This window comes from Streptomyces sp. P5F9 (assembly GCF_057961495.1).
The window spans coordinates 1-12,357 of record NZ_JBXVPZ010000290.1 but is presented as its reverse complement, the minus strand read 5'-3'; the positions used below and the strand labels follow the sequence as shown (position 1 = coordinate 12,357).

13 protein-coding genes are annotated in these 12,357 nt (G+C 71.6%); 9 read left to right on the top strand and 4 right to left on the bottom strand.

Annotated features, from left to right (window positions below):
- The 4 genes from AC31A1_RS34355 to AC31A1_RS34340 form a co-directional block, all read left to right on the top strand.
- On the top strand, positions 1–309 hold a 309-nt coding region (locus tag AC31A1_RS34355; RefSeq protein ID WP_489657063.1), incomplete at its 5' end, for an SCO6045 C-terminal-like domain-containing protein.
- Positions 310–457: 148 nt separating this feature from the next.
- Positions 458–1,228: a DUF4142 domain-containing protein gene (locus AC31A1_RS34350; RefSeq protein ID WP_489657062.1), complete on the top strand. Its 771-nt coding sequence runs from the start codon at positions 458–460 to the stop codon at positions 1,226–1,228.
- A 117-nt stretch (positions 1,229–1,345) separates the two neighbouring features.
- Positions 1,346–2,119: a TIGR04222 domain-containing membrane protein gene (locus tag AC31A1_RS34345; protein WP_489657061.1), complete on the top strand. Its 774-nt coding sequence runs from the start codon at positions 1,346–1,348 to the stop codon at positions 2,117–2,119.
- 134 nt (positions 2,120–2,253) lie between these two features.
- Entirely contained in the window at positions 2,254–3,849 is a 1,596-nt protein-coding gene (locus AC31A1_RS34340; RefSeq protein WP_489657060.1) for an alpha/beta hydrolase, read from the top strand.
- 71 nt (positions 3,850–3,920) lie between these two features.
- Here AC31A1_RS34340 and hemQ read toward each other — a convergent pair whose 3' ends face one another.
- Positions 3,921–4,652 carry a hydrogen peroxide-dependent heme synthase gene (gene hemQ, locus AC31A1_RS34335; protein WP_489657059.1) on the bottom strand — a complete coding sequence of 244 codons (732 nt, stop codon included), beginning with the start codon at positions 4,650–4,652 and terminating at the stop codon, positions 3,921–3,923.
- Between the two features lie 4 nt (positions 4,653–4,656).
- Positions 4,657–6,087, bottom strand: a complete 1,431-nt coding sequence (gene hemG / locus AC31A1_RS34330) for a protoporphyrinogen oxidase (RefSeq protein ID WP_489657058.1) — start codon at positions 6,085–6,087, stop codon at positions 4,657–4,659.
- A gap of 161 nt (positions 6,088–6,248) precedes the next feature.
- Here hemG and AC31A1_RS34325 point away from each other — a divergent pair, with 161 nt between their 5' ends.
- Positions 6,249–7,187: a DUF4349 domain-containing protein gene (locus AC31A1_RS34325; RefSeq protein ID WP_489657057.1), complete on the top strand. Its 939-nt coding sequence runs from the start codon at positions 6,249–6,251 to the stop codon at positions 7,185–7,187.
- A gap of 27 nt (positions 7,188–7,214) precedes the next feature.
- The gene (locus AC31A1_RS34320; protein WP_489657056.1) at positions 7,215–8,615 is read left to right on the top strand and encodes an FAD-dependent oxidoreductase; all 1,401 of its coding nucleotides are present in this window, start codon (positions 7,215–7,217) and stop codon (positions 8,613–8,615) included.
- A 5-nt stretch (positions 8,616–8,620) separates the two neighbouring features.
- Here AC31A1_RS34320 and AC31A1_RS34315 read toward each other — a convergent pair whose 3' ends face one another.
- On the bottom strand, positions 8,621–8,944 hold the full coding sequence (locus tag AC31A1_RS34315; RefSeq protein ID WP_266773529.1) for a hypothetical protein: 324 nt from the start codon (positions 8,942–8,944) through the stop codon (positions 8,621–8,623).
- 125 nt (positions 8,945–9,069) lie between these two features.
- Here AC31A1_RS34315 and AC31A1_RS34310 point away from each other — a divergent pair, with 125 nt between their 5' ends.
- Complete coding sequence (locus AC31A1_RS34310) at positions 9,070–9,894, top strand: rhomboid family intramembrane serine protease (RefSeq protein ID WP_489657055.1); 825 nt, start codon at positions 9,070–9,072, stop codon at positions 9,892–9,894.
- Positions 9,895–9,900: 6 nt separating this feature from the next.
- Here the strand turns inward: AC31A1_RS34310 and hemE are convergent, their stop codons facing one another.
- Complete coding sequence (gene hemE, locus AC31A1_RS34305) at positions 9,901–10,968, bottom strand: uroporphyrinogen decarboxylase (RefSeq protein ID WP_489657054.1); 1,068 nt, start codon at positions 10,966–10,968, stop codon at positions 9,901–9,903.
- A gap of 146 nt (positions 10,969–11,114) precedes the next feature.
- Between hemE and AC31A1_RS34300 the strand changes: the two genes are divergently transcribed.
- Complete coding sequence (locus AC31A1_RS34300) at positions 11,115–11,741, top strand: DUF3000 domain-containing protein (RefSeq protein WP_489657053.1); 627 nt, start codon at positions 11,115–11,117, stop codon at positions 11,739–11,741.
- A 237-nt stretch (positions 11,742–11,978) separates the two neighbouring features.
- The coding region (locus AC31A1_RS34295; RefSeq protein WP_489657052.1) for a response regulator at positions 11,979–12,357 on the top strand (379 nt) is incomplete at its 3' end.

Below are 12,357 nucleotides of genomic sequence, written 5' to 3'. Positions count from 1 at the left end.
GCGCGGGCACTCGGGGTGAAGCGGGCCGACGTAGTGGCGAAGGTGGCTCCCGAACTGCCCTTGATCCTCGGGGACTCGTACCGGCCGGCCTTCCTCGCGTACGCGCACTCGCACCCGATGACCGGCGGTTACCGGCGTGACGCGCTGGACTTCGCCGGGCAGCTGCTGCTCTCGGGCGGGCCCGAGGACGCGGAGGTGCGGCGGGAGGTGCGGGAGTGGTGGCTGGAGCGCTCGGGGCCGACCCCGCGCTCGACGCGGCCCGCGGTCCGGCTCGCCCGCGCCACCCGGCGGGTGCTGCTGCGCCGCTGAGGGGCCGAGGTGGGGCCGGCGAGGGGAGTGAGGTGCGGCTGACGTGGGGCCTTGGAAGGTGACAGTGACTCCACAGTAATATTGCGGTTCCGCACGAGAAGCGCACGAAAAGCACACTCACGTGCGGTGCCGTAACAGGAGGCACCCCATGCGACCGCGACCCCCCGTCCAAGGCCGAGGCATATTCAGTGGCACCGGCGTCATCGTCATGGGCCTGACCGCGACGCTGGCCGCGCTGATCTTCCCGGTCTGGTCCTACGCCGACCGGTCCGGGACGACCGGTGCCGCCGTGCTCAGCGACCAGACCGTGACCACGCAGTACGGGCCGTTGTCCGCCCTGGACCGGGACTTCGTCACCAGGGTCCGGCTGGCCGGGCTGTGGGAGCTGCCGGCCGGCCAGCAGGCCGAGGAGAAGGGCACGACCGCCGCCGTACGGACGGCGGGGCAGCACCTCATCGACGGGCACACGTTCCTGGACGAGCGGGTGCGTGACGTCGCCGCCCGGCTCGGGGTGCCGCTGCCCAACCAGCCCAACGCACAGCAACAGCAGTGGCTCGCGACGCTCAACGCGGCGCAGGGCGTGGACTTCGACCGCAAGTTCGCCAACATCCTGCGCCTCGCGCACGGCAAGGTGTTCACGGTGGTCGCCCAGGTCCGCGCCACCACCCAGAACTCCCTCGTCCGCGCCCTCGCCGACGACGCCAACACGACCGTCCTGGACCACATCAAGGTCCTGGAGGCCACCGGGTACGTCGACTTCGCCGCGCTGGCCCGGGACATGGCCGCGTCGAGTTCGCCGGCGCCCAGCGTCTCCGCCGCGGCCGACCCCGGCCAGGTGGTCCCGCTGACCCCGTCGGTCTCCCCGACCTACACGCTCCCGCCGGCCGCCTCCGCCCCACCGCCGTCGGCCCAGCCGTAGAACCGTTTCGGCCGTAGTCCGTTTCCGGCCAATCGGAACGTCACATACCGACAACGCTCCGTCCGGATTGTGAACAAGGCATGGCGTCAAGCTGGGCCTTTGGCATAGAAACGTGGCATGTTCTGGGTCCTCCTCCTGCTCCTGGCCTGGGCCGTCGCCGGCACGGCGTGCACGCGGCTGTGCCTGGCCGCCGTCAGAGCGGCCGTCGACACGGACGACGCGGGCACAGGACACGATCTGACGCTCTACGAGGCGGCGTTCCTGTCCGGCGGTCCCGCGCGGGTCGCCGATCTGACGCTCGTCTCCATGGCGCGGCAGCACCGGCTGCTGCTCGCGCACACCGGCTGGGCGACCGTCGTCGACCCGCGCGGCCGGGACGCCATCGAGCGGTCGGTGATAGGCGCGATCGGGCCCGAGGGCCAGTCCCGGATCGGCCCGGTGCGGGCCTCCGCGGCGGCCACGGACGCGGTGCGCGAGGTCGCGGTCCGGCTCGTCGACGCGGGTCTGGCCGTACCGGACGGCAGCAGTACGACCGTTGCGGCCGGGGTACGGCAGGTGCGGGCGGCCGCGCTCGTCGTGCTCGTGCTGGGCGCGACCGCGCTGCTGACGCCGGGGGCCGAGATGCCCCGGGGGCTGGTCGCGCTCTGGTTCGCGCTGCCGCTGGCCCTCACGCTGAGCTGTCTGGCCATCGCGCGGGTCGAGGTGCACCCGTACTCGCGCTGGGCCTCCCCGGCCGGTCAGCGGCTGCTGGGCACGCTGGCCCGGCACGCGGGCAGCGGGGACGACCGTACATATCTGACGTCCGTCGCCGTACGCGGCATCCGCGCGGTCGGCGAGCCGGATCTACGGGCGGCCTTCGCGCACCGCGAGCAGTACGAGTGGCGCCGCTGACCGCAGCGTGAAGGCGCTCCCCGGGGGCGCACAGGGGTCATTGGGGCCGACACCGCCCGATGGTGCTTGCCTTCGCCGACGGCCGAACGAAACATCCCTTTTGTTGCAGCCGTGCTCCGAAGGGATACCCCACCATGCGAGCCGCCGCCCTGTACTCGGCCGCCGGGTCCTTGCTCCTCACCACCCTCGCCGCCGCCCCGGCCACCGGTAACCCCGGCGTGCCCGGAGTCCGGGCCGCCGAACTCACCGGCACCGCGCTGGCCGCCGCGCACGCCCGCGCGCGGGGCATCACCTTCGGGAAGTGCCCCGACGCGCAGGACCTGCCCGGCGTCATGGAGTGCGGCACGGTCTCCGTCCCGCTCGACTACGCGCACCCCGACGGCAAGCAGATCAGACTGACCGTCAGCCGCGCCCGGGCCACCCACAAGGACCCGCACAACAGCAAGCGCAGAGTGCCCGGCCAGGGCTCCCTGGTCTACAACCCCGGCGGCCCCGGCGCCTCCGGCCTCTACTTCCCGCTGATCGGCATGCTCCCCGAGTGGAAGCGCATCGCGTCGGCCTACGACCTCGTCGGCTACGCCCCGCGCGGGGTCGACAAGTCGGCACCCCTGTCCTGCGAGGACCCCAAGCACTTCTTCAAGGCGCCCTCGCAGTCGCCGACGTACCCCTCGGAGTCGTACAAGAAGGAACGCATCGCCGAGGCCAAGACCTACGCGCGCGGCTGCGCCAAGCGCTCCGGCAGCAAGCTCCGCTTCTACACCTCCCTGAACAACGCCCGCGACCTGGACGTCCTGCGCGCCGCGCTCGGCGAGGACAAGCTGACGTTCATGGGTGCGTCCTACGGGACCTACTTCGGGGCGCTGTACGCGACGCTGTTCCCCACGCACGTACGGCGGATGGTGTTCGACTCGGCGGTGAACCCGGACCCCGAGCAGATCTGGTACCGCAACAACCTCGACCAGTCGGCCGCGTTCGAGGGCCGCTGGACGGACTTCCGCGAGTGGATCGCCGAGCACGACGACGTCTACGGCCTCGGCGACACGGCGGAGAAGGTGCTCGGCAGCTACCGCAGGGCCGAGGCACGGCTCGCCGAGAAGCCCGCGGGCGGCAAGGTGGGGCCGGCGCAGTTGCAGGGCGCGATCCTGTCGGCCGGGTACTACGACGACTACTGGCCGCACAGCGCCGCCGCGCTGTCGTCGTACCTGAAGGGCGACCCGAAGCCGCTGATCCAGCAGGCCGGACCGACGCCGGGGGCGGCCGTCGAGGCGGAGAACGGGAACGCGGTGTACACGGCCGTCGAGTGCAACGACGCGGCCTGGCCCACCGAGTGGAGTGTCTGGGACCGGGACAACACCCGGCTCGCGCGGGTGGCGCCGTTCGAGACGTGGGACAACGTGTGGATGAATCTGCCCTGTGCGTACTGGCCCGAGCCGCGTCAGCAGCCCCTCGATGTGCGGACCGGGCCCGGGGAGTTGCCGCCGGTGCTGATCATGGCTGCCGAGCGGGATGCGGCTACGCCGTACGGCGGGGCGCTGGAGTTGCAGCGGCGGTTGTCGGGCTCGGTGTTGGTGACCGAGCGGGATGCGGGGACTCATGGGATCGCGGGGGGATCCAACAAGTGCGTCAACGGGTATTTGGACGCTTACCTGTTGGAGGGGCGGTTGCCTGAGCGGCGGGCTGCGTGTGCTCCGCATGCTGAGCCGAAGGCTGCGCGACCGACCTGGCAGTGATTCGTCTGCGGGCCCGGTGGGGGCTGGTCGCGCAGTTCCCCGCGCCCCTGAAAGACTAAAAAACAGGGCGCCTACGCCAGGCCTGCTACCAAGTCGCCGATGTCCTTGCGGCGGCCCGTGTAGAAGGGGACCTCTTCTCGGACGTGCATGCGGGCCTCGGAGGCGCGCAGGTGGCGCATGAGGTCGACGATGCGGTAGAGCTCGTCGGCCTCGAAGGCCAGGAGCCACTCGTAGTCGCCGAGGGAGAAGGAGGCGACCGTGTTGGCGCGCACGTCCGGGTAGCCGCGGGCCATCTTGCCGTGGTCGGCGAGCATGCGGCGGCGGTCCTCGTCGGGGAGCAGGTACCAGTCGTAGGAGCGCACGAACGGGTACACGCTGATGTAGTTGCGCGGTGTCTCGTCGGCCAGGAAGGCCGGGATGTGCGAGCGGTTGAACTCGGCGGGGCGGTGCAGCGCCATGTTCGACCAGACCGGCTCCAGGGCGCGGCCGAGCTTCGTGCGGCGGAAGAGGTTGTACGCCTCCTGGAGCTGATCGGCGGTCTCGGCGTGCCACCAGATCATGAGGTCGGCGTCGGCACGCAGGCCCGACACGTCGTAGGTGCCGCGTACGGTCACGTCCTTCGCGGCGAGCTGGTCGAACAGCTCCTGGACCTCGTCGGCGTAACCGGCGCGGTCCTCGGGCAGCACGTCCTTCAGCTTGAAGACGGACCACAGCGTGTAGCGGATGGCCTCGTTGAGGTCCTTGGCCAGCTTGCCCTTGTTCGGGATGCGGCCGGGCTCGGTGGTGGGGGCGTCGTCGCTCATGGGGCTATTCTCCCGCTCCGCCGGACGCGCTCGGCACCGGGTCGCCGGTCAGCCGCTCGACGGCCGCGTACGCGCTCGCGATGGTGGCCGGGATACCGACCCCGTCGTACGCCGCGCCGCACACCGCCAGGCCGGGAAGCTTGCTCACGTGTTCGCGGATACGGGTCACGCGCGCGTGGTGGCCGACCGGGTACTGGGGCAGGCCGTCGGTCCAGCGGGTGACGCGGGTCGCGAGGGGCCTGGCGTCCAGGCCGGTGGCCTCGCGCAGGTCGTGGCGCGAGACGTCCACCAGGCCGGCGTCGTCGCGCTCCAGGATCGTCGTCTCGCCGTAGCGGCCCACCGAGGTGCGCAGGACGACCGCGTCCGGGTTCTCGTCGGCGATCCAGCCCCACTTCTGGGAGGCGAAGGTGGATGCCTTGATGGTGCGGTCGTCTACCGGTGGCACCAAGAAGCCGCTGCCTTCGGGGAGTTCAATGTCCGCGCGGCGGTAGGCGAGGGTGATCAGGGCCATCGAGGCGTACTCGACGGCGCCCAACTCGGCGGCGGCGCCCGGTGCTTCGGGCCGCAGCAGCTCGGCGGCGCCCGGGGCGGGTACGGCGACGATCACCCCGTCGGCGTCGAGCACGCGGTCTCCGGCGACGACGCGCCAGCCTGCTGCCCCGCTCCGGCGCAGCTCCGTGGCCGGTGTCCCGGTGAGGATCTCGGCGCCCCGCGCGCGTGCCGACTCCGCGACGGCGAGCGGCAGTTGGCCCACTCCGCCCTCGATGCCCATGAAGACCGGGCCGGTCTGCTGTGCGGCGGCGGCGCGCTCCTGGATGCCCCGGACGGCCTCGGTGAGGGAGTCGTGGGTCTTCGCGGCCTGGAACAGCTGCGGTACTGCCGAGCGCATCGAGATGCGGTACGCGTCGCCCGCGTAGACACCGCCCAGGAGGGGCTCGACGAGGCGGTCGACGACCTCGCGGCCGAGGCGGGCCGCCACGTACTCCCCGACCGCGACGTCGTCGCCGACCTCCGTGCGGGGCAGGTCGGCGTCGCGCTCGATGCGGTGCAGGCCCTCGTCCGAGAGGACTCCGGAGAGGGCGGACGCGGTGCCGGGGACGCCCATGACGTGGCCCTTGGGCATGGGGCGCAGCGCACCCCGGGTCCAGATCGACGCGGTGGCCGTGGCGGGCGCCTGGAGGCGGTCGGTGAGGCCCACCTCGCGGGCCAGCGCGACGGCCTCGGGGCGGCGGGCCAGCATCGACTCGGCGCCGAGGTCCACGCGGGCGCCCGCGATGTCTCCCGGCAGCAGCTTGCCGCCGACCCGCTCCGACGCCTCGACGACGGTCACGCGCACGCCTCTGTCCAGCAGCCGGTGTGCGGCGGCCAGCCCGCCGATCCCAGCGCCGATGACGACGACATGCCCTGTACCCGTACGAGTCTCCACTTCGCGCATGCCCCCAGCCTCTCAGACCCCACTGACAGTCCGACTCCGGCCCGGTGTCCGGCGCGAGTCCCGACCGTGACCGCATCGGAACCGTTTCCCGCCAACGTCCTGCCCGGTCCGGGCGTCGAAGGTGCGTCAGTCGTCACGACGACCCTCGGGGGTACCAGCACATGCGCACACGACACTCCGCACGCCCCGTCCAGGCCCTGGCCGGCCTCCTGCTGGCCTCGGCGCTCGCGCTGGCCGGGTGCAGCGGCGGCGCGAGCGAGAAGAGCGCCAGCGACTCCGGCGCGGGCGCCAAGGCAGTCGCCCCGGACGCCGCCCAGCAGGAGGGCGCGTCGGGCAGCGGAAACGCCCGGAACACCAAGGCCGTCCCCAAGCTCACCGCCAGCAGCATCATCCGTACGGCCTCGCTGTCCGTGCGGGTCAAGGACGTACCGAAGGCGCTCGACGAGGCCCGTACCACCACCGAGAACGCGGGCGGGTTCGTCGGCGACGAGTCGACCAGCCGCGACGGGCAGGGCCATGAGCGCACGCGGGTCGTCCTGCGCGTGCCCAGCGACAAGTACGACGAGGTCCTCGCCGACCTGGAGGGCGCGGGCAAGCTGCTCGACCGCACCGCGAAGGCGCAGGACGTCACCGACCAGGTGGTGGACGTGGACAGCCGCATCGCCTCGCAGCGGGCCAGCGTGGCACGCGTGCGTGCGTTGATGGACCGGGCCACGAAGCTCAGTGATGTGGTGGAGCTGGAGGGCGAGTTGAGCACCCGCGAGTCCGACCTGGAGGCGCTGCTCGCCCAACAGGCCTCCCTGAAGGACCGCACGAGCCTGGCCACGATCACCCTGTCCCTGTCGCAGACCCCGGTGGCGAAGGCCGCCGCGAAGGACGACGGTCCCGGCTTCGTGGACGCCGTGGCGGGCGGCTGGCACGTCTTCGTGACGATGCTGCGCTGGATCGCCCTGTCGCTCGGCGCGGTGCTGCCGTTCGCGGCCGTGGCGGCGCTGGCGCTCGTCGTGTGGCTGCGTCTCGTACGGCCGCGCCGGACCGCGGCCGTTCCCGCGGCCACCGGGGTCGGTCCGCTGCCGGAGGAGGAAGGCGGGCAGGACTGAAATGATCGGCCCCCGTAGCGTGTTCGCATGAGCATGAGCCGTGCGAGGGGCACCCGGGAACGACTGGTCGTCATCGGCGGTGACGCCGCGGGCATGTCCGCGGCATCGCAGGCCCGCCGTCTGAAGGGGCCGGACGAGCTGGAGATCGTCGCCTTCGAGCGCGGCCACTTCACCTCGTACTCGGCGTGCGGCATCCCCTACTGGGTGGGCGGCGACGTGTCCGCGCCGGAGGAGCTGATCGCCCGCACCCCCGAGGAGCACCGCGATCGCGACATCGACCTGCGCATGCGCACCGAGGTCGTGGAGCTCGACGTCGCGGGCGGGCGGGTACGCGCGCGTGACGTCGATTCCGGGGCCGAGTCCTGGACTTCGTACGACAAGCTCGTGATCGGGACCGGGGCCCGGCCGATCCGACCGGACATGCCGGGCGTGGACGCCCCCGGAGTGCACGGGGTGCAGACGCTCGACGACGGGCAGGCGCTGCTCGACTCGCTGGCACGCACGCGTGGCCGTCGCGCTGTGGTGGTCGGGGCCGGGTACATCGGGGTGGAGATGGCGGAGGCGTTCGTCAACCGCGGGTATGACGTGACCGTCGTCAACCGGGGCAAGGAGCCGATGTCGACGCTCGACCCGGACATGGGGCGGCTGGTGCACAAGGCGATGGAGGGCCTGGGCATCACCATGGTCGACGACGCCCACGTCACCGAGCTGCTCACCGGGGACGACGGGCGGGTGCGGGCGGTGGTCACGGAGGACGCGGAGTATCCGGCGGACGTGGTGGTGCTGGGGATCGGTGTACGCCCGGAGACGACGCTCGCGAAGGCTGCCGGGCTGCCGGTCGGGCAGCACGACGGGCTGCTCACCGACCTGGCGATGCGGGTGCGCGGGCACGAGAACATCTGGGCCGGGGGCGACTGCGTCGAGGTGCTCGACCTGGTCTCCGGGCAGGAGCGGCACATCGCCCTGGGGACCCACGCCAACAAGCACGGGCAGGTCATCGGCACCAATGTGGGCGGCGGTTACGCCACCTTCCCCGGGGTGGTCGGTACGGCCGTCAGCAAAGTGTGCGACCTGGAGATCGCGCGTACCGGGCTGCGCGAGAAGGACGCCCACCGCGCGGGCCTGCAGTTCGAGACGGTCACCATCGAGTCGACCAGCCGCGCGGGCTACTACCCCGAGGCCGCCCTCATGACGGTGAAGATGCTCGCCGAACGCCGTACCGGCCGTCTCCTGGGCGTGCAGATCGTCGGCCGGGAGGGCGCCGCGAAGCGTGTCGACATCGCGGCGGTCGCCCTCACGGCCCGGATGACGGTGGAACAGATGACGGCCCTGGACCTGGGCTACGCCCCGCCGTTCTCACCGGTGTGGGACCCGGTCCTGGTGGCGGCCCGAAAGGCAGCCGCCAAGATCCAGGCGGGCCTGCGGTAAAGCGTTTACGCCGTGCCGTTGATGCGGTCTATGGCCTGCCGTGCCTGCTCGGCCGGCGGCCTGGCGGGCAGCGAGGACACCGACGCGCTCGGCGGCACCATCGCAGCGGGCTGAGCCCCGGCCGGCTTGGCGTGGGCGCCCAGCGCGTTGGACCGCAGCCGGTTGCTCACCGCCTCGTCCAGGGTCACCGGCCGCTGCATCTGCGCGGCCAGCCGTCCCGCCTCCTGACCGAGCCGGGCGACGTCCTCCCAGGGGAGGCGCACCACCAGGGAGATCTCGGCCTCGCCGTCGGGCGTGGCGGTCAGCTGAGGAGAAATTCGGTCGTTCATCGCCTGTTCCTCACGTCGTCCCCGCGACACGCCTTCCCCGCGCCGCGGGCGGTTGAGGAGTCATACGCACAGGCGGACGGCGGTGTTCACCGGTTCGCCGCGCGTATCGGGGGCACTAATCCCTTGTGGTCATCCCCGTCCATGACGTGAACCCGGTGCGCCGTACCCCTTGGGTGACGTATGCGCTCATCGCCGCGAACGTGCTCGTCTTCCTGTTCACGCCAGGAATGGCGGGCTCCGTGGCGGGCGGCAGCGACCTCTCGCAGCTGTGCCATCTTCAGGCGTTCCTGGACCACTACGCGGCCGTGCCGCGGGAGTTGATCCACCACCAGATGCCACAGCTCGTCCCGACCGGCGCCGTCCAGACCGGCCCCGGCGGCCCGGCCTGCGCGGCCGGCCCGCCGACCTACGACAAGTCGGCCCCGCTGAGCGTCTTCACCGCGATGTTCCTGCACGGCAGCTGGATCCACCTGCTGGGCAACATGCTGTTCCTGATGATCTTCGGCAACAACGTCGAGGACCGCATGGGCCACATCCGCTACACGCTCTTCTACGTGGTCTGCGGTTACGCGGCGGGCTACGGCTTCGCGCTGCTCAACGACAACTCGGCCGACCCGCTGATCGGCGCCTCCGGGGCGATCGCCGGTGTGCTGGGCGCCTATCTGGTGCTGTACACGAAGGCCCGGGTGTGGGTTCTGGTGCCGTTCCTGTTCTTCCTGCCGCTGCGCCTGCCGGCCTGGCTGGTGCTGGGCTTCTGGTTCGTGCTCCAGGCCTTCTACTCGGCGGGCGAGGGCGTCTCCGAGGCGGGCACCGTGGCGTACGCGGCGCACGTCGTCGGCTTCATCGCGGGCATGCTGCTCGCCTGGCCGCTCAAGGCGGGCACTCCCCCGCCGCCGGAACCGCGCGGCCTGCTGTTCGGCAGGCGGGCCCGGCCCCGGCACACGTGGTGAGCGCGGCTATCGGGCCGTCTGGATGTGGACGTACTCGGCGAGCCGGGTGAGCGCGTCCGGGTCGGTGTTCGGCATCACGCCGTGCCCGAGGTTGAAGATGTGGCCCTCAAGGTCCTTCGCCGTTTCGAGGACCTCGCGGGTCTTCGCCTCGACGGCCTCCGTGGGGGCGAACAGGACGGCCGGGTCGAGGTTGCCCTGTAGGGCCTTGCCGGGGCCGACCCGGCGGGCGGCCTCGTCCAGCGCGACGCGGTAGTCGACGCCGACGACGTCCGCGCCGGCCTCGCCCATCAGCCGCAGCAGCTCGCCGGTGCCGACACCGAAGTGGATGCGGGGGACGCCGTAGCCCTCGACCGCCTTGAGGACCTTCGCGGAGGCGGGGAGCACCGAGCGGCTGTAGTCGGCCGGGGAGAGGGCGCCGGCCCAGGAGTCGAAGAGCTGGACGGCGCCGGCGCCCGCCTCGATCTGGACCTTGAGGAAGGCGGCCGTGATGTCGGCGAGGCGGTCGAGGATGTCGGACCACAGCTCGGGGTCGCCGTACATGATCGCCTTGGCGTTCTCGTACGTGCGGGACGGGCCACCCTCGATGAGGTAGCTCGCGAGGGTGAACGGGGCGCCGGCGAAGCCGATGAGGGGGGTCGAGCCGAGCTCGGCGGTCAGCAGGCCGATGGCCTCCGTGACGTAGGAGACGTCCTCGGGGGTGAGGTCGCGGAGCCTGGCCAGGTCGGCGCGGGTGCGGATCGGCTTCTCGACGACCGGGCCGACGCCGGGCTTGATGTCGAGGTCGATGCCGATGGCCTTGAGCGGGACGACGATGTCGCTGAAGTAGACCGCCGCGTCGACGTTGTGCCGCCGCACGGGCTGGAGGGTGATCTCGGCGACCAGCTCGGGACGCGTGCACGACTCCAGCATGGGGATGCCCTCGCGCACCTTGTGGTACTCGGGCAGCGAACGCCCGGCCTGCCGCATGAACCAAACCGGTGTGTGGGGCACGGGCTCGCGCCTGCACGCCTTCATGAAGGCGGAGTCGTAAGTGGCGGTCGGCTGCTGGCCCGCGGGGCTCTGGTTGGCACTCACGGGGCAAGTCTCGCACGGCGCCAGAACGCGATTACACGGTGTGCTGAGCGGAAGAGCGGGTGTCTAGTCCCGCACGATGCCTCCGTTCCCCTTAATCTTCCCGCATGGCTGCGGCTCAGGGACGATTGTCGGATGGCGCTGACGGGATGGACGACTCCAAGGAGGGGGACCGGGATGGGGGCGGTGCGGCGCCGCCGGCTTTCCAGGCCGCGGTCAAGGCCCTGCGGAACAGCCGGCTGAGGCCGCAGATCGAGATCGATCCGACGCCCGCGCCCCAGCGGCTCGCCCCCTTCGCGTACGCGCTGGAGGCCGCGGTCGTCGACGGCGACCAGGACCTGGCCGACGGCCGGCTGGTGCTGCTGCACGACCCGGACGGGCACGACGCCTGGCACGGCACGTTCCGGCTGGTGACGCTGGTGCGCGCGGAGCTGGAGCCGGAGATGGCGGCGGACCCGCTGCTGCCCGACGTGTGCTGGTCGTGGCTGACCGGCGCGCTCCAGGCGCGCGGCCTGACGTACGGCGAGGCGAGCGGCACCGTCACGCGGGCCAGCTCCCACTACTTCGGCGGGCTGTCCGAGCGCCCGTCCGCGTCCCAGATCGAGATCCGTGCCTCGTGGACGCCGCGCGAGGGGCTCGGCGGTGTCCCGGACACGGCGGCGCATCTGGCCTCCTGGTGCGATCTGTTGGCCCAGGTCGCGGGCCTGCCGCCGGCGGGTCCGGGCGACGCGTCCATCGTCACGCTGCCGCAGCGCCGGGGCCCGCAGTCACGCTGAGCCTTACCCGAGGCACACCGAGGTCTTACCGATCATTGCCGGTGTCTTTGTCGATACGGCCACTTTCAATCAGGAGTGACCCCTCGAACGAGCCGTTTCGTTCACCGAACGATCGACAGCGTGTCCGAATTGCACTGATTGCTCCTCACTAAATCGTGATCTTTCTCTAAAGGACCTGGGGTTTGGTGCCGAAGACGACTGTGACCTTGAAAGTCGTCCCGCACCCCAGGAGGCCTGGTGTCCGTTCTTCTTGAGCAGCCCGCAAGCCTGGTCGCCTACCGCCCGAACAAGCCGACCGCCATGGTGGTCGTGGCCGACCCGCGCGTCCGCTCCACCGTCACCCGCCACCTGTGGGCGCTCGGTGTGCGCGACGTCATCGAGGCCTCGTCCGTCGCGGAGGCTCGTCCCCGCATCGGCAACCCCCGCGACATCTGTGTGGCAGACGTCCACCTTCCCGACGGTTCCGGTCTCACCCTGCTCTCCGAGACCAGAGCCGCAGGCTGGCCCAACGGCCTGGCCCTGTCCGCCGCCGACGACATCGGTGCCGTGCGCAACGCCCTCGCGGGCGGCGTCAAGGGCTACGTCGTCACCGGCACCGATGTCGTCGGCGGCGGAC

Coding starts and splice junctions, on each gene's coding strand:
- AC31A1_RS34350 (WP_489657062.1), top strand. CDS start 458: ATGCGACCGCGACCCCCCGTCCAAGGCCGAGGCATATTCAGTGGCACC.
- AC31A1_RS34345 (WP_489657061.1), top strand. CDS start 1,346: ATGTTCTGGGTCCTCCTCCTGCTCCTGGCCTGGGCCGTCGCCGGCACG.
- AC31A1_RS34340 (WP_489657060.1), top strand. CDS start 2,254: ATGCGAGCCGCCGCCCTGTACTCGGCCGCCGGGTCCTTGCTCCTCACC.
- hemQ (WP_489657059.1), bottom strand. CDS start 4,652: ATGAGCGACGACGCCCCCACCACCGAGCCCGGCCGCATCCCGAACAAG.
- hemG (WP_489657058.1), bottom strand. CDS start 6,087: ATGCGCGAAGTGGAGACTCGTACGGGTACAGGGCATGTCGTCGTCATC.
- AC31A1_RS34325 (WP_489657057.1), top strand. CDS start 6,249: ATGCGCACACGACACTCCGCACGCCCCGTCCAGGCCCTGGCCGGCCTC.
- AC31A1_RS34320 (WP_489657056.1), top strand. CDS start 7,215: ATGAGCATGAGCCGTGCGAGGGGCACCCGGGAACGACTGGTCGTCATC.
- AC31A1_RS34315 (WP_266773529.1), bottom strand. CDS start 8,944: ATGAACGACCGAATTTCTCCTCAGCTGACCGCCACGCCCGACGGCGAG.
- AC31A1_RS34300 (WP_489657053.1), top strand. CDS start 11,115: ATGGACGACTCCAAGGAGGGGGACCGGGATGGGGGCGGTGCGGCGCCG.